This window comes from Streptomyces sp. NPDC058308 (assembly GCF_042880275.1).
Taxonomy (GTDB): Bacteria; Actinomycetota; Actinomycetes; order Streptomycetales; family Streptomycetaceae; genus Streptomyces.
On the sequence record NZ_JBHVZA010000022.1, the window covers coordinates 86,365 to 105,841 of the forward strand.

General features: G+C 71.0%; 22 protein-coding genes. 12 read left to right on the top strand and 10 right to left on the bottom strand.

What is annotated here, in order from left to right; genetic code table 11:
• The first annotated feature begins 84 nt into the window (after nt 1–84).
• Entirely contained in the window at nt 85–1,098 is a 1,014-nt protein-coding gene (gene trpS / locus ACFVYL_RS27140; RefSeq protein WP_389720211.1) for a tryptophan--tRNA ligase, read from the top strand.
• Nucleotides 1,099–1,179: 81 nt separating this feature from the next.
• Nucleotides 1,180–1,761 (top strand): 2'-5' RNA ligase family protein, encoded by a 582-nt coding sequence (locus tag ACFVYL_RS27145; protein ID WP_389720212.1) that lies wholly within the window; start codon nt 1,180–1,182, stop codon nt 1,759–1,761.
• 55 nt (nt 1,762–1,816) lie between these two features.
• Here ACFVYL_RS27145 and ACFVYL_RS27150 read toward each other — a convergent pair whose 3' ends face one another.
• Entirely contained in the window at nt 1,817–2,572 is a 756-nt protein-coding gene (locus ACFVYL_RS27150; protein ID WP_389720214.1) for a decaprenylphospho-beta-D-erythro-pentofuranosid-2-ulose 2-reductase, read from the bottom strand.
• Nucleotides 2,573–2,585: 13 nt separating this feature from the next.
• The gene (locus ACFVYL_RS27155; protein WP_389720215.1) at nt 2,586–4,016 is read right to left on the bottom strand and encodes an FAD-binding protein; all 1,431 of its coding nucleotides are present in this window, start codon (nt 4,014–4,016) and stop codon (nt 2,586–2,588) included.
• 186 nt (nt 4,017–4,202) lie between these two features.
• On the opposite strand from ACFVYL_RS27155, the gene ACFVYL_RS27160 reads away from it, so the two are divergent.
• From ACFVYL_RS27160 to ACFVYL_RS27175, 4 genes are all read left to right on the top strand, one after another.
• Entirely contained in the window at nt 4,203–4,724 is a 522-nt protein-coding gene (locus tag ACFVYL_RS27160) for a phosphatase PAP2 family protein (protein WP_389720217.1), read from the top strand.
• Nucleotides 4,717–5,670 (top strand): decaprenyl-phosphate phosphoribosyltransferase, encoded by a 954-nt coding sequence (locus tag ACFVYL_RS27165; RefSeq protein ID WP_389720219.1) that lies wholly within the window; start codon nt 4,717–4,719, stop codon nt 5,668–5,670. The genes ACFVYL_RS27160 and ACFVYL_RS27165 overlap by 8 nt, the downstream gene beginning before the upstream one ends.
• 94 nt (nt 5,671–5,764) lie before the next feature.
• The gene (locus ACFVYL_RS27170) at nt 5,765–6,247 is read left to right on the top strand and encodes a GtrA family protein (protein ID WP_389720221.1); all 483 of its coding nucleotides are present in this window, start codon (nt 5,765–5,767) and stop codon (nt 6,245–6,247) included.
• Entirely contained in the window at nt 6,235–7,227 is a 993-nt protein-coding gene (locus ACFVYL_RS27175; protein ID WP_389720223.1) for a YihY/virulence factor BrkB family protein, read from the top strand. The genes ACFVYL_RS27170 and ACFVYL_RS27175 overlap by 13 nt, the downstream gene beginning before the upstream one ends.
• 8 nt (nt 7,228–7,235) lie before the next feature.
• Here the strand turns inward: ACFVYL_RS27175 and ACFVYL_RS27180 are convergent, their stop codons facing one another.
• Nucleotides 7,236–8,504, bottom strand: coding sequence for a D-alanyl-D-alanine carboxypeptidase family protein (locus ACFVYL_RS27180; RefSeq protein WP_389720225.1), 1,269 nt, complete (start codon nt 8,502–8,504; stop codon nt 7,236–7,238).
• Nucleotides 8,505–8,613: 109 nt separating this feature from the next.
• Between ACFVYL_RS27180 and ACFVYL_RS27185 the strand changes: the two genes are divergently transcribed.
• From ACFVYL_RS27185 to ACFVYL_RS27195, 3 genes are all read left to right on the top strand, one after another.
• Nucleotides 8,614–8,862, top strand: a complete 249-nt coding sequence (locus tag ACFVYL_RS27185; RefSeq protein WP_389720226.1) for an SCO4848 family membrane protein — start codon at nt 8,614–8,616, stop codon at nt 8,860–8,862.
• Nucleotides 8,859–10,193 (top strand): metallophosphoesterase, encoded by a 1,335-nt coding sequence (locus tag ACFVYL_RS27190; protein WP_389720227.1) that lies wholly within the window; start codon nt 8,859–8,861, stop codon nt 10,191–10,193. The genes ACFVYL_RS27185 and ACFVYL_RS27190 overlap by 4 nt, the downstream gene beginning before the upstream one ends.
• Nucleotides 10,194–10,482: 289 nt before the next feature.
• Nucleotides 10,483–10,881 (top strand): ATP-binding protein, encoded by a 399-nt coding sequence (locus tag ACFVYL_RS27195; protein WP_389720229.1) that lies wholly within the window; start codon nt 10,483–10,485, stop codon nt 10,879–10,881.
• 38 nt (nt 10,882–10,919) lie between these two features.
• Here the strand turns inward: ACFVYL_RS27195 and ACFVYL_RS27200 are convergent, their stop codons facing one another.
• From ACFVYL_RS27200 to ACFVYL_RS27225, 6 genes are all read right to left on the bottom strand, one after another.
• Nucleotides 10,920–11,330 (bottom strand): VOC family protein, encoded by a 411-nt coding sequence (locus ACFVYL_RS27200; protein WP_389720343.1) that lies wholly within the window; start codon nt 11,328–11,330, stop codon nt 10,920–10,922.
• A gap of 291 nt (nt 11,331–11,621) precedes the next feature.
• Nucleotides 11,622–12,392 carry a succinate dehydrogenase iron-sulfur subunit gene (locus ACFVYL_RS27205; protein ID WP_389720230.1) on the bottom strand — a complete coding sequence of 257 codons (771 nt, stop codon included), beginning with the start codon at nt 12,390–12,392 and terminating at the stop codon, nt 11,622–11,624.
• A complete protein-coding gene (gene sdhA, locus ACFVYL_RS27210) occupies nt 12,392–14,146 on the bottom strand; it encodes a succinate dehydrogenase flavoprotein subunit (protein WP_389720232.1) in 1,755 nt (584 codons plus the stop codon). The genes ACFVYL_RS27205 and sdhA overlap by 1 nt, the downstream gene beginning before the upstream one ends.
• A gap of 16 nt (nt 14,147–14,162) precedes the next feature.
• The gene (locus tag ACFVYL_RS27215; protein WP_389720234.1) at nt 14,163–14,657 is read right to left on the bottom strand and encodes a succinate dehydrogenase hydrophobic membrane anchor subunit; all 495 of its coding nucleotides are present in this window, start codon (nt 14,655–14,657) and stop codon (nt 14,163–14,165) included.
• Nucleotides 14,658–14,665: 8 nt separating this feature from the next.
• The gene (gene sdhC / locus ACFVYL_RS27220) at nt 14,666–15,046 is read right to left on the bottom strand and encodes a succinate dehydrogenase, cytochrome b556 subunit (RefSeq protein WP_361716248.1); all 381 of its coding nucleotides are present in this window, start codon (nt 15,044–15,046) and stop codon (nt 14,666–14,668) included.
• A 149-nt stretch (nt 15,047–15,195) separates the two neighbouring features.
• On the bottom strand, nt 15,196–15,759 hold the full coding sequence (locus ACFVYL_RS27225) for a 2-oxo-4-hydroxy-4-carboxy-5-ureidoimidazoline decarboxylase (protein ID WP_389720235.1): 564 nt from the start codon (nt 15,757–15,759) through the stop codon (nt 15,196–15,198).
• A gap of 157 nt (nt 15,760–15,916) precedes the next feature.
• Here ACFVYL_RS27225 and ACFVYL_RS27230 point away from each other — a divergent pair, with 157 nt between their 5' ends.
• From ACFVYL_RS27230 to ACFVYL_RS27240, 3 genes are all read left to right on the top strand, one after another.
• Nucleotides 15,917–17,674, top strand: coding sequence for a glycoside hydrolase family 20 protein (locus ACFVYL_RS27230; RefSeq protein WP_389720237.1), 1,758 nt, complete (start codon nt 15,917–15,919; stop codon nt 17,672–17,674).
• A 110-nt stretch (nt 17,675–17,784) separates the two neighbouring features.
• Nucleotides 17,785–18,294, top strand: coding sequence for a hypothetical protein (locus ACFVYL_RS27235; RefSeq protein WP_389720239.1), 510 nt, complete (start codon nt 17,785–17,787; stop codon nt 18,292–18,294).
• Between the two features lie 84 nt (nt 18,295–18,378).
• Entirely contained in the window at nt 18,379–18,963 is a 585-nt protein-coding gene (locus ACFVYL_RS27240) for a hypothetical protein (RefSeq protein ID WP_389720240.1), read from the top strand.
• A 34-nt stretch (nt 18,964–18,997) separates the two neighbouring features.
• Here ACFVYL_RS27240 and ACFVYL_RS27245 read toward each other — a convergent pair whose 3' ends face one another.
• A complete protein-coding gene (locus tag ACFVYL_RS27245) occupies nt 18,998–19,384 on the bottom strand; it encodes a hypothetical protein (protein WP_389720242.1) in 387 nt (128 codons plus the stop codon).
• Nucleotides 19,385–19,477: the final 93 nt, after the last annotated feature.

Sequence of the window (19,477 nt, forward strand, 5' to 3'; positions counted from 1 at the left end):
GGACACACCGGCCGTGGCCGATCGGTTCCCACCCGTCACACACCTGTTTCCGAGCTAGGAGAGTCACCTGAGAGAATGGGCACCATGGCCTCTGAACGACCTCGTGTGCTCTCCGGGATCCAGCCCACCGCCGGCTCGTTCCACCTCGGCAATTACCTCGGCGCGGTCCGCCAGTGGGTGGCGCTGCAGGAGTCCCACGACGCCTTCTACATGGTGGTGGACCTGCACGCGATCACGGTGCCGCAGGACCCCGCCGAGCTGCGCGCCAACACCCGGCTCGCCGCCGCCCAGCTGCTCGCCGCAGGCCTCGACCCGGAGCGCTGCACGCTCTTCGTCCAGAGCCACGTCCCCGAGCACGCCCAGCTCGCCTGGGTGATGAACTGCCTCACCGGATTCGGCGAGGCGTCCCGCATGACGCAGTTCAAGGACAAGTCCGCCAAGCAGGGCGCCGACCGCGCGTCCGTCGGCCTCTTCACGTACCCGGTCCTGCAGGTCGCCGACATCCTGCTGTACCAGGCCAACGAGGTCCCGGTCGGCGAGGACCAGCGTCAGCACATCGAGCTCACCCGTGACCTCGCCGAGCGTTTCAACGGCCGCTTCGGTCAGACGTTCACCGTGCCGTCGGCGTACATCCTCAAGGAGACGGCGAAGATCTACGACCTTCAGGACCCGTCGATCAAGATGAGCAAGTCGGCGTCGACGCCGAAGGGCCTGATCAACCTTCTCGACGAGCCCAAGGCGACCGCCAAGAAGGTCAAGAGCGCCGTCACCGACACCGACACGGTGATCCGCTACGACGTGGCGGAGAAGCCGGGCGTCAGCAACCTCCTCAGCATCTACTCCACGCTCACCGGCACCGGTATCGCCGAACTGGAGCAGAAGTACACCGGCAAGGGCTACGGTGCGCTGAAGACCGACCTCGCCGAGGTCATGGTCGAGTTCGTGACTCCCTTCCGGGACCGCACCCAGCAGTACCTGGACGACCCGGAGACGCTCGACTCGATCCTGGCCAAGGGTGCGGAGAAGGCCCGCGCCGTTGCCGCCGAGACCCTCGCGCAGGCGTACGACAAGGTGGGCTTCCTGCCCGCCAAGCACTGAGCCTCAAGGCCGGACACAACAGCACCGCGCTGCCCACGGGCAGCGTCACCCTGCCCATTGACGCGACGACAGGAGTACGACGTGGGGACCGTAACGATCGGCGTCTCGATCGCGGTCCCGGAGCCATACGGCAGCCTGCTCCAGGAGCGGCGTGCGGGCTTCGGGGACCCCGCGGCGCACGGCATCCCCACGCATGTGACCCTGCTGCCGCCCACCGAGGTGGACGCGTCGGCGCTGCCCGCGGTCGAGGCGCATCTCGTCTCGGTCGCGGCGGCGGGGCGCCCCTTCCCGATGCGCCTCTGCGGGACGGGCACGTTCCGGCCGCTGTCTCCCGTGGTCTTCGTGCAGGTGGTGGAGGGCGGGTCGGCCTGCTCCTGGCTGCAGGAGCGGGTGCGGGACGCGTCGGGGCCGATGGAGCGTGAACTGCAGTTCCCGTACCACCCGCACGTCACGGTCGCGCACGGCATCTCCGAAGAGGCCATGGACCGGGCGTACGAGGAGCTCTCGGAGTACGAGGCCGAGTGGCCCTGCACCGGCTTCGCCCTCTACGAGCAGGGCGCCGACGGCGTCTGGCGCAAGCTGCGGGACTTCGCTTTCGGCGGCTCCACGGTGCCCCCTCAGGCCTCGGCCCCGTCGGCCCGGGGCACGCTGCCCGCTCGCTGACCGGGGTGCCCCGGCCGGACGGCCGGTTCGCGAAGGGGCACCTGAGCGCCGGGGCTCAGACGGGCAGGCGCCGGAACACCGGCCTCGGCACGTGCCGCAGCGCCGACATGACCAGGCGCAGCGCCCCCGGCACCCACACCGTCTCCGACCGCCGCCGCAGGCCGGTCTCGATGGCCTCCGCCACCGCTTCCGGAGTGGTCGCCATGGGGGCCTCCTCCAGGCCCGCCGTCATCTTCGAGCGCACGAAGCCGGGGCGCACGACCATCACGTGCACTCCGGTGCCGTGCAGCGCGTCGCCGAGTCCCTGCGCGAACGCGTCGAGGCCCGCCTTGCTGGAGCCGTAGATGAAGTTCGAGCGGCGTGCGCGCTCGCCCGCCACCGAGGAGAGCACCACCAGGGAGCCGTGCCCCTGGGACTGCAGCGCCCGCGCGCAGACGAGGCCCGCCGAGACCGCGCCCGTGTAGTTGGTCTGGGCGACGCGGACCGCCGCGAGCGGCTCGTCCTCGTCGCGTGCCTGGTCGCCGAGGATGCCGAAGGCGAGCAGCACCATGTCGATGTCGCCCTCGGTGAAGATCTTGCCGAGGGACTCCTCGTGGGACTCGGAGTCGAGGGCGTCGAAGGCGACGGTGTGCACCTCCGCGCCCATGTCGCGCAGGCCGGCCGCGGCCTTCTCCAGGTCCGGCGACGGGCGCCCGGCCAGCCACACCGTGCGGGTGCGGCGGGCGACCAGGCGCCGCGCGGTGGCGAGGCCGATCTCCGAGGTGCCGCCGAGGACGAGCAGGGACTGAGGGGTGCCGAAGGCGTCTTTCATGAGTACCGGTCTCCTAGAGGGCGAGGCGGCGGGAGAGGTCCGAGCGGAACACGCCGCGCGGGTCGAGGTCGGCCCGCAGGGCGCGGAAGTCGTCGAGCCGGGGGTACATCGCGGCGAGCATCTCGGGCCGCAGACGGGAGTCCTTGGCGAGGTAGACGCGCCCGTCGGCGGCGGCCACCTCTTCGTCGAGGCCGTCGAGGAAGGTGCCGAGCCCGGGGAGGTTCGCGGGGATGTCGAGCGCGAGCGTCCAGCCGGGCATCGGGAAGGAGAGCCAGCCGGGATCGCCCTCTCCGAAGCGCTTGAGGACGGCGAGGAAGGAGGGGCAGCCGCGCTCCGAGATGCGCTGCACGATGCGGCGCAGGGCCTCCTCCTTGCCGTACCCGACGACGAATTGGTACTGCACGAAACCGCCGCGTCCGTAGATGCGGTTCCAGTGCGGGACGCCGTCCAGGGGGTGGAAGAAGGTGGAGATCTTCTGGAGCTCACCGGTGCGGGAGCGGGGCGCCTTGCGGTACCAGAGCTCATTGAAGAGGCCCACCGAGGCCTTGCCGAGCAGGCCCTCCGGGACGAAGGAGGGGGCCGCGGGGAACTGTCCCGGACGGAACGCGAGAGGGGCTCTACGCGCGCGTGCCCGCTCCGGAAGGGCGTCCAGGGGGGCGTGGTCGCCGCGGGTCAGGACCGAGCGGCCCATGGCGGCGCCGCGGGCGAGGAGGTCGATCCAGGCGACCGAGTAGCGGTAGCGGTGGTCGGTGGCGGCGAGGCGGGCCATCAAGTCGTCGAGGTCCGTGGCCCGTTCCGTGTCGACGGCCATCAAGGACGTCTCCACCGGCAGGAGTTGGACGGTCGCCGACAGGATCACGCCGGTCAGGCCCATGCCGCCCGCTGTCGCGTCGAAGAGGGCGCTGCCGGGCCCGACGGTGCGGACCGTGCCGTCGGCGGTCAGCAGGTCCATCGAGAGGACGTGGCGGGCGAAGGAGCCGGAGACGTGGTGGTTCTTGCCGTGGATGTCGGCGCCGATCGCCCCGCCCACCGTCACGTAGCGCGTCCCGGGTGTCACGGGCACGAACCAGCCGAGGGGCAGCAGGACTTCCATCAGGTGGTGCAGGGAGACGCCCGCGTCGCAGACGACCGTGGCAGCCGGCTCCCCGGTGGCCGACGTGCCGGTGGTGTCGATGACACGGATCCGGTCGAGGCCCGTCATGTCGAAGACGTCGCCGCCCGCGTTCTGCGCGGCGTCTCCGTAGGCCCGGCCCAGGCCGCGGGCGATGCCGCCGCGCTCTCCGCAGTCGCGCACCGCGGCCGCGGCCTCCTCCGGCGTACGGGGCCTCACCAGCCGGGCGGTGGTCGGTGCGGTGCGGCCCCAGCCGGACACGGAGACGGATTGCTCCGTCGGGGCCGGGACCGGGGCGGGGGCGAGGGCATCGGCGGGGGAGTCGGCAGGCATGAGGACGACGGTATCGCCCGCTAGTGGTCGGTTCGCTATAAAACGTCCTTGCTCTCACCGAAATGGGTGATTAAGCGAGTGTCACCCTAGATTGACGTAATTATTACGAGGTTGCCTAGAAGAGTCGAGATGCCCAGCCCTCGGATGTCTTCAGAAGTCTTCGAATGTCTTCGAAAAAGAGGCGACATGCACGACATGGACCACAGGTTGCTGTCGGCCCTGCGCGACTGCGGCACCGACCCGCGCGTGGCGTCCGCCGCCCGCGCCCTCTCCCGAACCGGTGAGCACGGCCTGCTGTGGATCGCCGCGGGCCTCGCGGGCGCCGCCGTCGACCGCGAGCGCCGGAGCGCCTGGCTGCGCGGGACGGCGCTCACCGCCGCCGCGCACCTGGCCAGCATGGGCGTCAAGCGGATCGTCCGCCGCCCGCGCCCCGGCGACCCGGAGGGCATCGAGCCCCTCGTGCGCACCGTGGGCCGGCACTCCTTCCCCAGCTCGCACGCCACGTCGGCGGCGGCTGCCACCGTCGCGTACGGCGCGTTGCGCCCCGTGAGCGCCCACCTCGTCCCGCCGCTGGCCGCCGCGATGTGCGTCTCCCGGATGGTCGTCGGCGTGCACTACCCCTCGGACATCGCCGCGGGTGCGGCGCTCGGGGCGCTCACCGCGCGCGTGGGCGCCGCCTGGATGAACGGAGGCCACAGCGATGCCTGAACGTATCGCCACCGTCCTGGAGCGGCCCCGCCCGCCCGAAAGCTCGCGGCCGGGACCCGTCAGCCTGCCGCTCGGCCTGCTGAAGACCGCGCGCCCCCGCCAGTGGGTGAAGAACGTCCTGGTCGTCGCCGCTCCCGCGGCCGCGGGCGAGCTCTTCTCGCGGCACGCCCTCGGCCAAGTCGCGATCGTCTTCGCGCTGTTCACGGCCGCGGCGTCCGCCGTCTACCTGATCAACGACGCCCGTGACGCGGACGCCGACCGCGCGCACCCCACCAAGTGCCGCAGGCCGGTCGCCGCCGGACAGGTGCCGGTGCCCGTCGCGTACGCCGTCGGAGGGCTCCTCGCCGTCCTCGCGCCCGCGAGCGCCGCCGTCCTGTGCACGCCGCTCACCGCGGCGCTCCTGGCCGCGTACGTCGGCATGCAACTCGCCTACTGCATCAGCCTCAAGCACGTCCTGGTCGTCGACCTCACCATCGTCACGACCGGCTTCCTGATGCGCGCCATGATCGGCGGCCTCGCCCTCGACATCCCGCTCTCCCGCTGGTTCCTGATCACGACGGGCTTCGGCGCGCTCTTCATGGTCTCCGCCAAGCGCTACTCGGAGGCCGTCCAGATGTCCGGGAGCGCGGAGACGCTGGGCGCCACGCGCGCGTTGCTCACCGAGTACACCACCGGCTATCTGCGCTTCGTGTGGCAACTGGCCGCGGGCGTCGCCGTTCTCGCGTACTGCCTGTGGGCCATGGAGGAGGGCGGCACGGCCAGCGGCCTGCTGCCCTGGCGCCAGCTGTCCATGACGGCCTTCATCCTCGCCATCCTGCGCTACGCCGTCTTCGCCGACCGGGGCACCGCGGGCGAGCCCGAGGACGTCGTGCTGCGGGACAGGGCGCTCGCCGTGATCGGCCTGGTGTGGCTCGCGATGTACGGGCTCGCGGTCGCGGACTGGTGAGTCGGTCTTGGCTGGCGAGTTGGCCTTGGCTGGTGAGTCGGTCTTGGCTGGCGAGTTTGCCTTCCCAACGGAACTCCAGGAGGAGCGGCTGCCGGTGAGTGCACCTTCGCTGCGCGAACGGCTGCGGCCGCTCGGTCCCGAACTGCTCGGCTTCGCCGTCGCCGGAGCCTGCGCGTACGCCGCCGACCTCGGCCTCTTCATCTGGCTGCGCGGACCCGTGGGCCTCGACCCGCTGACCGCCAAGGCGCTCTCCTTCGTGGCGGGCTGCTCGGTCGCGTACGCCGGCAACGCGCTCGGCACCTACCGGAGCAGGACCGCGGGGGTCTCGCGGCTGCGCCAGTACGCGGTGTTCTTCGCCGTCAACATCGCGGGCGCCCTCGTCCAACTGTTGTGCATCGCCGTGTCGCACTACGGGCTCGGTCACACCTCGCAGCGCGCGGACACCGTCTCGGGCGCCGGAATCGGTATGGCATTCGCCACTGTCCTGCGGTTCTGGGGTACCCGGACCTTGGTCTTCCGCGGAACGGGCAGGACATCGGGCAGGACAGCAGGCACGGAGGCGTCATGGACTGGCTGAAGAAATTGCCCGGCATCGGGCCGCTCGTCGAGAAGGGCATGCGCACGCACGCGTGGCAGGCCTACGAACGGCTCGACCAGGTCCACTGGGCGCGCCTCGCGGCCGCCATGACCTTCATCAGCTTCCTGGCGCTCTTCCCGCTGCTCACCGTCGCCGCGGCCATCGCCGCCGCGACACTCTCGAAGAAGCAGCAGAACACCCTTGAGGACAAGATCTCGGAGCAGGTGCCCGGCATCTCCGACCAGCTGAACCTGGACGCCCTTGTCGCCAACGCGGGCACCGTCGGCCTCGTCGCGGGCGCCCTGCTGCTCTTCACCGGCATCGGCTGGGTCGGCTCGATAAGGGAATGCCTGCGGGCCGTCTGGGAGCTGGAGGACGAGGAGGAGAACCCCGTCCTGCGCAAGGTCAAGGACGCGGGGGTGCTCATCGGGCTCGGCGGCGTGGGCCTCGCGTCGTTCGCCGCGTCCGCGCTCGCCTCGACCGCCGTCGGCTGGGCCGCCGATCTCATCGGCATCGACGAGAAGGGCTGGGGCACCGTCCTGCTCCAGATCATCGCCTTCGCGATCGCCGTCGCCGCGGACTTCCTGCTGCTGCTCTACATCCTGACGCTGCTGCCCGGGGTCCAGCCGCGCCGGCGCGACCTCATCACCGCCGGACTGATCGGCGCGGCCGGGTTCGAGCTGCTCAAGTTGCTGCTCGGCGGCTATATGAAGGGCGTCGCGTCGAAGAGCATGTACGGCGCCTTCGGAGTGCCCGTCGCGCTGCTCCTGTGGATCAGCTTCACGGCGAAGCTGATGCTGTTCTGCGCCGCCTGGACCGCGACGCGCAAGGCCTCCGGCCCGGGGGAGGAGGCCGTCGAAGAGCACCCCGGAGACGGCGAAGAGGCAGTCTCCGAAGAGACTGCCTCCACCACCGCGCCCTCCGTAGAGGGCGGTTCCACCAACGCGTCCTCCGAAGAGGGCGCCCGGCGGGTGCGCTGACGGCCGCGTCAGCTCTGGCGGTCCCGCCGTCCCGCCTGGCCCGGCAGCGGCAGCTTGCGCCTGATCACGAAGGCACCCGCGGCGAGCAGGGCGAGCACGCCGCCCGTGATCCCGAGGGCGATGCCCATGCCGTTGCCCCCGCCGTCGGAGGAGTGCGCCGCGTTCTCGGCGGCGTCCGTGCCTCCGCCGCCGCTGCCCGGCGCGCCCTTGCCCGCGCCGCCCGTGGCAGCACCCTTCGGGGCGACCAGCTCACCCACCGGGTCGACCTTGCCCGCGGCCGCGAAGCCCCAGTCGAAGAGGCGCGCGGTCTCCTTGTAGACCGCGTGGGCCTCGGTGGAGGAGGGGTTCATGACGGTGACGAGGAGGACCTTGCCGTCGCGCTCGGCGACACCGGTGAACGTGTTGCCCGCGTTCGAGGTGTAGCCGTTCTTGACGCCCGCGATGCCCTTGTAGGGCGTGACGCCCTCGGCGCCGGTGAGCAGCTTGTTGGTGTTCTGGATCTCGAAGGACTCGCGCTTCGTCGTGCCCTTGTCCTTGCCCTTCTTGATCTCCTTGGTCTCACCGGGGAACTTGGCCGTCGCCGTCGAGCAGTACTCGCGGAAGTCCTTCTTCTGCAGCCCGGAGCGGGCGAACAGCGACAGGTCGTACGCGGAGGAGACCTGCCCCTTGGCGTCGTAGCCGTCCGGGGAGACCACGTGCGTGTCGAGGGCCTGCAGGTCCTCGGCGTGCTTCTGCATGTCCTTGACGGTCTGCGGGACGCCGTCGTTCATCGCGGACAGGACGTGCACGGCGTCGTTGCCCGACTTCAGGAAGACGCCGAGCCACAGGTCGTGGACGCTGTACGACTCGTTCTCCTTGATGCCGACCATGCTGCTGCCCGCACCGATGCCCGCCAGCTCCGCGAGCGTGACCTTGTGCTGCTGCGTCTTGGGGAACTTCGGCAGGACCGTGTCCGCGAAGAGCATCTTCAGGGTGCTCGCCGGGGGCAGCCGCCAGTGCGCGTTGTGCGAGGCCAGGACCTCGCCGGACTCGGCGTCCGAGACGATCCAGGAACGCCCCGTCAGCTCCTTCGGCAGCACCGGGGCACCCGCCTTGAGCTTCACCTGGGTGCCCGCCACGCCGAGCTGGGCACCACCGACGGTGGACATCTTGGAGGGCGGTTTCGGCTGGTCGTTGTCGTCTCCCGGCTTCCCGTCCGCCAGTGCGGGCGCTGCGGTCGACATGGTCAGCAATGCGGCGGAAGCGACCAACATGGCGGTCTTTTTTACGGCAGGCACGGACGAGAACGTACAGGGCCGGACCGTGCGCGTGGTCGCCGAGGTGGGCTGTGTCCCGTCGTCCCCACCCCGGCGGCGGTTCGGCAGGGGAGCTCGCGATACTGAACGTATGAAGCTCAGCCGCCCTGTCTCCTGGTTCCTGCTCGCCTTCGGGGTGTGGAGCTGGTTCATCTGGATCACTTTCGTCAAGAACCTGTGGAAGGACGGCAGTGGGCTGGCCTTCGACGACGCGGACAACCCGACCGGGTACTTCTGGGTGCACCTGACGCTTGCCGTTGTCTCCTTTGTCTTGGGGACGGTGGTAGGGGCCATCGGGTTCCGTGGAGTCCGTGCTCTGCGCAGAACGCCGTCGCCGTGATCGCCCTCGTGGTCCTGGCGGGCCTCGCCGTCCTCGCGGCCTTCGCGGGCCTGCACTGGTACGCCTGGCGCCGGCTGGTCCGCGACACCACGGCCGGGCCCGGCCCCGCCCGGCGCGCCGGGACGGTGGTCTTCGTCGCGGGCCCCCTGCTGATGTTCGCGGCCCTCGCCGCCGAACGCACCGGGGCGCCCTTCCTGCTGCAGCGGGTGCTTGCCTGGCCAGGGTTCATGTGGATGGCGGTCTCGCTCTACCTGCTGCTCGCGCTGCTCGCGGGGGAGCTGGTACGGCCGCTGGTGCGGCGGTGGGGCGAACGCGGGCCCGCGTCCGCGGAGGCGGGAGGGGTCGCCGAGCCTCCCCTCACCGGGGCCGGAGAGACCGCGGAGTCTGCCCCCGAGACCAGGACCGGAGGGGCCACCGAGTCTGCCCCCGCGACCGCCGCCCCCGCCCCCACGACTGCCCTTTCTCCCGCCCCCTCTCTTGCCCCTTCTGTGGCCCTATCTCCGGCTCCTTCCCGCCGCCTCTTCGTCTCCCGCGTCGTCGGGGGGACCGCCGCGGCCGTCGCCGCCGGAACGGTCGGGTACGGAACGTACGGCGTGCTGCGCGGCCCCAAGGTGAAGCGGGTCACCGTGCCGCTGGCCAGACTGCCGCGCGCGGCACACGGATTCCGGATCACGGTGGTCAGCGACATCCACCTCGGACCGATCCTCGGGCGCGGTTTCACCCGGCGTGTGGTCGATACCGTCAACTCCACGCAGCCGGATCTGATCGCGGTGGTGGGCGACTTGGTGGACGGCACCGTCGAGCACCTCGGCCCCGCCGCCGCGCCGCTCGCCGGGCTGCGGGCACGGCACGGCGCGTACTTCGTCACCGGCAACCACGAGTACTTCTCCGGGGCCGAGCAGTGGGTCGACCACGTACGCGAACTCGGTCTGCACCCGCTGCGGAACGCGCGCACCGAACTCCCCGCCTTCGACCTCGCGGGCGTCGACGACGTGGCGGGCGAGAGCGAGGGCAAGGGCCCCGACTTCGCCAGGGCGCTGGGCGACCGGGACCGCTCGCGGGCCTCCGTGCTCCTCGCGCACCAGCCGGTCGTCATCCACGACGCCGTCGAGCACGGCGTGGACCTGCAGCTGTCCGGCCACACGCACGGCGGCCAGCTCTGGCCGGGCAACTTCGTCGCGGACCTCGCCAATCCGACCCTCGCGGGCCTGGAGCGGTACGGCGACACGCAGCTCTACGTGACGCGGGGCGCGGGCGCCTGGGGGCCGCCGGTACGGGTCGGGGCGCCGTCGGACATCACGGTCGTGGAGCTGGCGTCGCGACAGGCCTGAGAGCCTGTGTCCCGGGCCGCGGGCGGTGCCGGAGACCGGACCCGGCCTCATCCGCCGCTGAGCCGCCCCGCGTGCGCCATCGGGCGGCAGGGAACCAGCCAGATGTGGGCGGGCTCCGAGGTGCCGCAGTGACACCGTGTAATTCCCCTGTGCAGCATGGAGTGTCGACTGTTTGTGCGGTTCGGGACGCGTGCCGCGCCGACGTGTGCCGCGCCGACGTGTGCCGCGCCGACGTGTGCTGTGCGGATATGTGCCGTACGTCGCGCGTCGCGCCGGAGGGGGAGCAGGGTTGTCGAGACGTGATGCCTTCAGGCTGCCGCCGCACCCTGCTTCGATACCGCTGGCCCGGACGCGGGTGCGGGAACATCTGGCCGCCTGGGGGCACACGGCGGACCGCGGCGTGTTCGACGACACCGTGCTCCTCGTGTCGGAGCTGGCGACCAACGCGATCCTGCACGGGGTCGTCGTCGAGCGGGAGTTCGAGGTCGCGGTGACCGTGCTCGCCGACGGCTCCTGCTTCATCGAGGTGTCCGACGACAGCCCGGCCGAGCCCGCGCCCCGCACGTCCGACGCCTGGGACGACGAGAGCGGCCGCGGCCTGCGGCTCCTCGACACCGTCGCGCAGGCGTGGGGCGTCCGGCGCCGCGGCCGGTACGGCAAGACGGTGTGGGCGCTGGTACGAGGGTGAGTGCCCGGCGCCGCCCGGCCGTACCGCCGTACCGGGCTTCAGGACTTCCGCGCCAGCTCCGGCCGCTTGAGGTAGTCCGTGAACCCGACGACGTTCCCCCACGCGTCGGCGATCTCCACGGTCCACCCGGTGGCCACGGAGAACGGCTCGGCAAGGAGCGGGATCCCCGCGGCCGCCAGGGCCTGCCCCTTCGCGCGGGCGTCGCGGACCTCCAGCCAGACGCGCGGGGAGGGCCACGGCGGCGTACGCGGCACGATGCCGTCCTCCACGCGCAGCAGCAGGCCCGGCGTCTCCTCGCCCACCTTCAGGATGGCGAGCCCGATCTCGTCGAGCCGGAACGCGACCGGGAAGCCCGCCCGTTCGTAGAATCCGACGGCCTCGCCGAGGTCGCCGACGGGGAACAGCACGTTGTCGAAGCCGAGCAGCGCCGCGGACGGGTCGTCGAGCAGTGCGGTGGACTGGTCAGCGGACAGGTCGACCGACTGGTTGTCTGACATTCCGTCAGGGTAGGTCGGCGGCCGCGACGCGGGCGCAGGCGCGCATGGGCGGTGCGGCGAAGGGGCGATTCTTCGGCCGTACGGCGGCTTCCGACCGCGCCCGGCGCCCCCTTGGGGCGGGGCGTCGGCGGTTGGGGCGGGGTCCCTGTGGAGATCCGGCCGGAGACGTCCGTGGGCCCCGCCCCTCGAAAGGAGCGGGGCCCGCGGACCCGTACGTACGGCGAGATCAGAAGCGACGCGTGATCAGAAGCGACGCGTGATCAGCGCGCGCTTGACCTCCTGGATCGCCTTCGTGACCTCGATGCCACGCGGGCACGCGTCCGTGCAGTTGAACGTCGTGCGGCAGCGCCACACGCCGTCCTTGTCGTTGAGGATCTCCAGGCGCTGCTCGCCCGCCTCGTCACGGCTGTCGAAGATGAAGCGGTGCGCGTTCACGATCGCGGCCGGGCCGAAGTACTGGCCGTCGTTCCAGAACACCGGGCACGACGACGTGCACGCGGCGCACAGGATGCACTTCGTGGTGTCGTCGAAGCGCTCGCGGTCCTCGGCGGACTGCAGACGCTCGCGCGTCGGCTCGTTGCCCGTCGTGACCAGGAACGGCATGACGTCGCGGTACGCCTGGAAGAACGGGTCCATGTCGACGACCAGGTCCTTCAGGACCGTCAGACCCTTGATCGGCTCGACCGTGATCGGCTTGCCCGGATTGATGTCCTTGATCAGGGTCTTGCAGGCGAGGCGGTTCTTGCCGTTGATCCGCATGGCGTCCGAGCCGCAGATGCCGTGCGCGCAGGAGCGGCGGAACGTCAGCGTGCCGTCGAGCTCCCACTTGACCTTGTGGAGGGCGTCGAGGACACGCTCCTTCGGGTCGATCTCCAGCTGGAAGTCTTCCCACGTGGCGTCCGCGGAGACCTCGGGGTTGAAGCGGCGGACCCGCAGGGTGATCGTGATGTACGGGGAGTCGGCGAAGCCCGCCTCGGGCTTGGCGTCTTCCTTGTCGAGGGTCGGGGTTGCCATCAGTACTTACGCTCCATCGGCTGGTAGCGGGTCTGGACGACCGGCTTGTAGTCGAGGCGGATCGACTCGGCGCCGTCGTCGCCGACCTCGCGGTACGCCATGGTGTGGCGCATGAAGTTGACGTCGTCGCGGTTCGGGAAGTCCTCGCGGTAGTGACCGCCGCGCGACTCCTTGCGGGCCAGGGCCGACTGCGCCATGACCTCGGCCAGGTCGAGCAGGTTGCCCAGCTCGATGGCCTCCAGGAGGTCGGTGTTGAAACGCTTGCCCTTGTCCTGGATCGAGACGTTGAGGTAGCGCTCGCGGAGCTCCGCGATCTTCTCCACCGCCGTCTTGATGGTCTGCTCCGTGCGGAACACCATGACGTTGGCGTCCATGGTCTCCTGCAGCTCCTTGCGGAGCTCGGCGACCCGCTCGTTGCCCGTGGCGTCACGCAGCCGCTCGACCTGGGAGACGACCAGCTCCTCCGGGTTCTCCGGGAGCTCGACGAAGTCGTTCTTCGCCGCGTACTCGGCGGCGGCGATGCCCGCGCGCTTGCCGAAGACGTTGATGTCCAGGAGCGAGTTGGTGCCCAGGCGGTTGGCGCCGTGCACGGACACGCAGGCGACCTCTCCGGCCGCGTACAGGCCGGGGACGACGGTCGAGTTGTCCGCGAGGACCTCGCCCTCGACGTTCGTCGGGATGCCGCCCATGGCGTAGTGCGCGGTCGGCTGGATCGGGATCGGGTCCGTGTAGGGCTCGATGCCGAGGTACGTGCGCGCGAACTCCGTGATGTCCGGGAGCTTGGCGTCCAGCTGCTCCGGCGGGAGGTGCGTGAGGTCGAGGTAGACGTGGTCGCCCTCGGGACCGCAGCCGCGGCCCTCACGGATCTCCGTGTAGATGGAGCGCGAGACGACGTCACGGGACGCGAGGTCCTTCATGACCGGCGCGTACTTCTCCATGAAGCGCTCGCCGTCCTTGTTGCGGAGGATGCCGCCCTCACCGCGGGCGCCCTCCGTGAGCAGGATGCCCATGCGCCAGATGCCGGTCGGGTGGAACTGGAAGAACTCCATGTCCTCCAGCGGCAGCCCGCGCCGGTAGCAGGCCGCCTGGCCGTCACCGGTGAGCGTGTGCGCGTTCGAGGTCACCTTGAAGAACTTGCCGGTGCCGCCGGACGCGTAGATCACGGACTTCGCCTGGAAGACGTGGATCTCGCCGGTCGCCAGCTCGTACGCGACGACGCCCGCGCTCTTCTTGACTCCGTCGACCTCGACGATGAGCTGGTCGAGGACGTAGAACTCGTTGAAGAACTCCACACCCTCCTTGACGCAGTTCTGGTAGAGGGTCTGGAGGATCATGTGGCCGGTGCGGTCCGCGGCGTAGCAGGACCGGCGCACGGCGGCCTCGCCGTGGTTGCGGGTGTGACCGCCGAAGCGGCGCTGGTCGATGGTGCCGTCCGGGGTGCGGTTGAACGGCAGGCCCATCTTCTCCAGGTCGAGGACCGCGTCGATGGCCTCCTTCGCGAGGATCTCGGCGGCGTCCTGGTCGACCAGGTAGTCGCCGCCCTTGATCGTGTCGAAGGTGTGCCACTCCCAGTTGTCCTCCTCCACGTTGGCGAGCGCGGCGGCCATGCCGCCCTGCGCGGCGCCCGTGTGGGAACGCGTGGGGTAGAGCTTGGTGAGCACGGCGGTGCGGCTGCGCTTCGTCGCCTCGATGGCGGCGCGCATGCCGGCGCCGCCCGCGCCGACGATGACGGTGTCGTACTTGTGAATCTTCACGGAAGTCGCCTCGGCTTTAGCGGATGTTCGGGTCGAAGGTGAAGATCACCAGCGTGCCCAGAAGGATGGTGAACACCGTGGCGGTGTACAGCAGGCCCTTGAGCCACAGACGCGTGTTGGGGCGCTCCGCGTAGTCGTTGATGACCGTGCGCAGGCCGTTGGCGCCGTGCAGCATCGCGAGCCACAGCATCAGCAGGTCCCAGACCTGCCAGAACGGCGAGGCCCAGCGGCCGGCGACGAACGCGAAGCCGATCTTCGAGACACCGCCGTCGAGCACCAGCTGGATCAGCAGGTGGCCGAGGACGAGGACGACCAGGACGACGCCGGACAGGCGCATGAAGAGCCATGCGGCCATCTCGAAGTTGCCGCGGGTCGAGCGCGGGGTCTTGGAGGTGCGCTTGCGAGGCGCCTCGATGACCGGGGCCGGGTTGTCGGAGTCGTAGAGCGAGGCGCCCTCGACGGGGCCGACGCCCGGCGTACCGGACTTCTCAAGCGTGGTGTCAGCAGACATGTCTGGCGTCAGCTCCCGAAGACTTCGCGGACGGCGTGGCCGAGGACGGGGTAGAGCGCCCCGACCATCAGGACGACCCAGATGCCGACGACGGTCCAGAGCATCTGCTTCTGGTAGCGGGGACCCTTCGACCAGAAGTCGACGGCGATGACGCGCAGGCCGTTCAGCGCGTGGAAGAGGATGGCGGCGACCAGGCCGTACTCGAGGAGTCCGACGAGGGGCGTCTTGTAGGTGCTGACGACATCGTCGTACGCCTCCGGGGAGACGCGGACGAGAGCGGTGTCCAGCACATGCACGAACAGGAAGAAGAAGATGAGGACGCCGGTGACTCGGTGAGCCACCCAGGACCACATTCCTTCCCGGCCGCGGTACAGCGTTCCAGCCGGCACGGCAGAACCCTCCGGGAGCAGGGATTGGGGCCAGCCGGCTTGGGTGGTCGGACGGGCCCGGCCGGGTACGGTCCACCGGCCGCTCGTCATCGTATCGACGAGTTGTCGGTGTCCCTGCCCCGGGTCCGCAGGTGTGATCAAACAGGCAATCAAACAGGCACGTACGGGCTATCGGGACGCGATTGCGGCCGACTCTCCCCGGCGGCGTGTCCCGCCCTGTGTCCGCCGCTGTTTCCGGCGGTCTGACACAGGGTGAGCCGCGCGAGACGGCCCCGGGCGAGGCGGCGCAGTTCCTCGGCCGAGACGGCGCGCTCGTCCTCGGGATCGTTGCCGAGGCGTGACCGGATGCCGGAGAGCAGCTGGTCGAGGGCCTCGTCCGGCGCGACGTCGTCGAGGCAGATCACGAACGTGTGTCCGAAGCGGCTCTCGTACGCGGCGTGGGCGGCGTGCAGGGCCGTACGGGCGGCGGTGCGGGTGGCGTGCGAGGCGCTCTGCCGCGGCACCACGGGATCAAGGGGCTCGCAGGCCAGCGCCTCGATCAGATCGCCGGGCGACAGGTCGTACGCCGCCTCGTCGGCTGCCGCGAGCAGCGCGTCGAGGTCGGGGTAGGGCCGGTGGGCCGCGACGCGGCGGGCCCAGTGGCGGCTGCCGCAGCAGGTGAGCAGGGCGGCTTCGGCCGCGTCCGGCGTGGCGGCGTTCAGCTGGTGCGGCACGGGGGTGGCGCGGCCGGCGGGACGAGGGGAACGGTGCGGGGACAGCGTGCGCTCCTGGGCAGCGGGCGGCAAGGGCGGGGCACAGCGTGTGTGGGGGTGGCGCAACGCTATCGAGACGCGCTGGAAGCCGGACGACGGCTGAGCGAATTTCACTCGAATGGGAGAGTTTGGCCACCTTCTGTGGACGAGCCGCCCGCGAGAGCCCGTCGTAGCGTGGCGGCATGGCTCTGATTCTGGCTCCGGATTCGATGTCAGACGCGACGCGCCCCGCGATACGGGACGAGCGGTGAAGCGCGGCCCCGTGGCCGCCGCGGGCGGCGTCGCCGTGGTGGGGGCCGCGGTCCTCGCCGTGGGGCTCTGGCCCGGCGGCGACGGCGACGGCTCCGCGAAGGCGACGCCCCCGGACGGCCCGTCCGCACCGTCCTCGGCGAGCCCCACCAAGAGCTACGCGCTCTCCCGGGCCCCGGCCACCATCCCCGCCGTGCGCGAGCACACCGCGGCCCGCGGCCCCGGCTGGCGCCCCGCGGAGGGAAAGGGGCGCGTCGTCGTCCGCGACGACGGCCTGGCCGACGAGGCGCGGCTGCTCGCCGGCGAGCTGAAGCTGAAGTACGGGGGAGACGCGCGCCCCGGCAAGGGTGATGTGGAACTGGCGCTCACGGACGGCAAGGACGGCGGTGCGGACGACAAGGACGGCGGCGCGGACGGCAAGGACGGCGGCGCGGAGTCCTACCGCCTGACCGTGAAGGACGAGCGGGTGCGGATAGCCGCCCCCGCCGAGGCGGGCGTCTTCTACGGGACCCGCACCCTCAAGCAGGAGGTGAGCGGCGGCAAGGCCGCTCCCGAGGGCGAGGTGCGGGACCGCCCGGCGAAGCCGCAGCGCGGATTCATGATCGACATAGCCCGCAAGCACTTCGACGCGGAGTGGATCGAGGACCGCATACGCGAGCTGGGCGACCTCAAGTACAACCAGCTCGGCTTGCACTTCTCCGACGACCAGGCCTTCCGCATCGCGTCGGACTCGCACCCCGAGATCGTCTCCTCCGACCACCTCACCAAGGACCAGGTCCGCTCCCTCGTGAAGCTGGCGGAGAGCCGGCACATCACCGTCGTGCCCGAGATCGACTCGCCCGGCCACCTCGGCGCGGTCATCAAGCAGCACCCGTCCCTCCAGCTCCGCGACGCCCGCGGCGTCGCCACGCGCGGCGCCGTCGACATCTCCAGGCCCGAGGCGGCGCGGATCGTCGACGATCTGCTCAAGGAGTACGCCGAGCTGTTCCCGGGCGGCTTCTGGCACCTCGGCGCCGACGAATACCAGGCCCTCACCGTCAAGGACCCCCAGTCCTCCTACCCGCAGCTGGCCGCCGCCGCCCGCGAGCGCTACGGCGCCGACGGCCGCGTCCAGGACCTGGCGACGGGCTGGCTCAACGACCGGGCCTCCACCGTGCGTCCGTACGACAAGAAGCTGAAGGCCTGGAACGACGGGTTCTTCGAGGGCGGGAGCGCGGACGCGGCCGACGACCTGGAGGTCGCCTACTGGACGGGCAAGGAGATCGGCGCCCGCGACCCCGTCGCCTACCTGAAGGCCGGCCGCAAGCTCACCAACTACAACGACGAGTACCTCTACTACGTCCTCGGCCAGCCCAACGACTTCCGCTATCCGACCGGTCAGCGGATCTACGAGAGCTGGACCCCGCTGGTCGTGCGCGGCACGAAGCCGGTGAGCGAGCGGTACGACGACCAGATCCTCGGCGGCACCTTCGCGGTCTGGGGCGACCTCGCGGGAGCGCAGACCCAGGAGCAGGTGGCCGCGGGCATCCGGATGCCGCTGCGGGCCACCGCCCAGAAACTCTGGGACTCCAGAAAGCCCGCCCTGGCCTGGAACGACTTCGTGAAACTCGCGGATACCGTCCGGTAGCCGCCGGGGCCGCTCGCCGCCCCCTGAATTCGGCCTTTTGGTGGCGAACCACCGACGTCTGTGGTGTATTCGGCCTGGGAGCACGGCAGGAGCACAACGGGGAGCGGGGCATGGGCTACTGGGGGTACTACGTCGTCGGCAGGAGCGAGCGGCCGCTCGCCGAGCTCGCGGCGGTGGCGGGCGTACGGGACGAACTGAGCCTCCTCGACCGGCGGCCCGACGGCTGGCAGGTGTGGGAGGTGCCCGGCGGCGGCGACGGTGCGCGCGACATCGGGAACATGAACACGCTCGCCCGGGAGACGGACGCGCCCGCGCTCTTCGGCTACGTGATGGACAGCGACTGCGTGGTCGTCGAGGCGGCGGCCCCCAGGAGCGGGTCGTGGACCACCTGTCTGGCGCGGGGTGCGATGGCCAAGTATCTCGGCGATGCCGAACTGACCGTGGAGGACTACTTCCTGGAGCCGCGCGACGCCGCGCAGCGGGCGGTGGCCTGGGCGGCCGAGTCCGGCCGGACGGTGTCGTCGGGGCCGCTGCTCGACGTCCTGAAGGCGGATGCCGAGCCCTCCGCGGAGGAGCTCTTCTTCCGGCTCCTCGACCGTCTCGGAGTGGTCCCCCAGTGACCCAGGGTGGCTGACGCAGTGACGTTCCCGGGCCGGTGCACGCAGTAAGGGGCAGTGCAGGGTCCGGGACGGGAGACATAGAGCATGAGCCTGGTGGAGCTGATCGCGCAGGCCGACGAGAGAGGCCTGGCGGCGAGCGGGCTCGCCTGCCTCGACCGGTGTGTCCCGGTGCTCGGCGGCGACGACGACCTGCTGCGCCCGCTCTGGGCGAGGCTCGCGCAGGGCGCCGACTGGGACGGGCCGTTGGCCGACGCGCGCTCGGCGCTCGACGCCGCACCGGGAGAGCCCGGCCGGCCGGACCGTGCGGCTTCCGGTGAGGCGGTGGCGCTCGCCCGGCGGATGCTCGACGCGGTTCCGGGGGCGTACGCGGGCGCCGAGATGCGGGAGTGGGCGGACGGCTGCTCGGTCGCCGCGCTCCAGGTGCACCGGCTCCTGGACACCGCGCCCACCGGCGGCGGCCGCTCCGTGGCGGCGCGCCGCGAGGGCCGCACGGACGGCATGACGCCGCTGGTGGCGGCGGAACTCCGGCGCCAGGTAAGGATCCTGGAGCTGCTCTCCGACAAGGGCGCGGGTCCGGCCGGCGGCCTGCGGCAGGCCCTGGACGTCTCCATGGAGGGGCGGCGGGTGCTGCGGGCGGTGGTGTCGCGGCGGGCGCGGGGGCGGGGCTGACGGAGCGGGCGGGGTGGACGGCGGGCGGTCGGTCCTACTCGTTGAACCACTCGGAGGTGACGGTGGCGCCGCCGCCGTTCCACTTCAGCGTCATCTGGTACCAGCCGTCGTTGCCGACGTTGTAGGGGTGCTTGTCGCAACCGTTGTCGCCGCCGTCCCCGTCGGTCCACATCGTGGCGATGTTTCCGGCCACGTACTGCTTTTTCAGCGTGCCGGTGACGCCGTTTCCGTCGGCCTTCGTGTCACAGATCTCGAAGACGTCTCCGTCGTCGTGGAACTTCATGTAGCCGCGACCATTGGGAAGAGTGATGGTTTTGTCGCTGGTCTGAGCGTTGGCCAGTGCCGGGCCCGACGAGACGGCGAACAGGGTGGCGGCGGCCGCACCGACGACGGCTATGCGGCTGAACGTGGATCTGAGCATGGGTTTTCCATTTCTCTGCGGGACCGCACGAAGGCCCGGGCGTGGTGAAGGATTTCCGCCAGTAGTGAGAGTGCCGTGGCGGGAAGTGCACGG

Bases quoted from the DNA above. Each gene is read 5' to 3' on its own strand.
- trpS (WP_389720211.1), top strand. From the start codon at position 85: ATGGCCTCTGAACGACCTCGTGTGCTCTCCGGGATCCAGCCCACCGCC.
- ACFVYL_RS27150 (WP_389720214.1), bottom strand. From the start codon at position 2,572: ATGAAAGACGCCTTCGGCACCCCTCAGTCCCTGCTCGTCCTCGGCGGC.
- ACFVYL_RS27155 (WP_389720215.1), bottom strand. From the start codon at position 4,016: ATGCCTGCCGACTCCCCCGCCGATGCCCTCGCCCCCGCCCCGGTCCCG.
- ACFVYL_RS27160 (WP_389720217.1), top strand. From the start codon at position 4,203: ATGCACGACATGGACCACAGGTTGCTGTCGGCCCTGCGCGACTGCGGC.
- ACFVYL_RS27165 (WP_389720219.1), top strand. From the start codon at position 4,717: ATGCCTGAACGTATCGCCACCGTCCTGGAGCGGCCCCGCCCGCCCGAA.
- ACFVYL_RS27175 (WP_389720223.1), top strand. From the start codon at position 6,235: ATGGACTGGCTGAAGAAATTGCCCGGCATCGGGCCGCTCGTCGAGAAG.
- ACFVYL_RS27185 (WP_389720226.1), top strand. From the start codon at position 8,614: ATGAAGCTCAGCCGCCCTGTCTCCTGGTTCCTGCTCGCCTTCGGGGTG.
- ACFVYL_RS27205 (WP_389720230.1), bottom strand. From the start codon at position 12,392: ATGGCAACCCCGACCCTCGACAAGGAAGACGCCAAGCCCGAGGCGGGC.
- ACFVYL_RS27215 (WP_389720234.1), bottom strand. From the start codon at position 14,657: ATGTCTGCTGACACCACGCTTGAGAAGTCCGGTACGCCGGGCGTCGGC.
- ACFVYL_RS27230 (WP_389720237.1), top strand. From the start codon at position 15,917: ATGGGAGAGTTTGGCCACCTTCTGTGGACGAGCCGCCCGCGAGAGCCC.
- ACFVYL_RS27235 (WP_389720239.1), top strand. From the start codon at position 17,785: ATGGGCTACTGGGGGTACTACGTCGTCGGCAGGAGCGAGCGGCCGCTC.
- ACFVYL_RS27240 (WP_389720240.1), top strand. From the start codon at position 18,379: ATGAGCCTGGTGGAGCTGATCGCGCAGGCCGACGAGAGAGGCCTGGCG.
- ACFVYL_RS27245 (WP_389720242.1), bottom strand. From the start codon at position 19,384: ATGCTCAGATCCACGTTCAGCCGCATAGCCGTCGTCGGTGCGGCCGCC.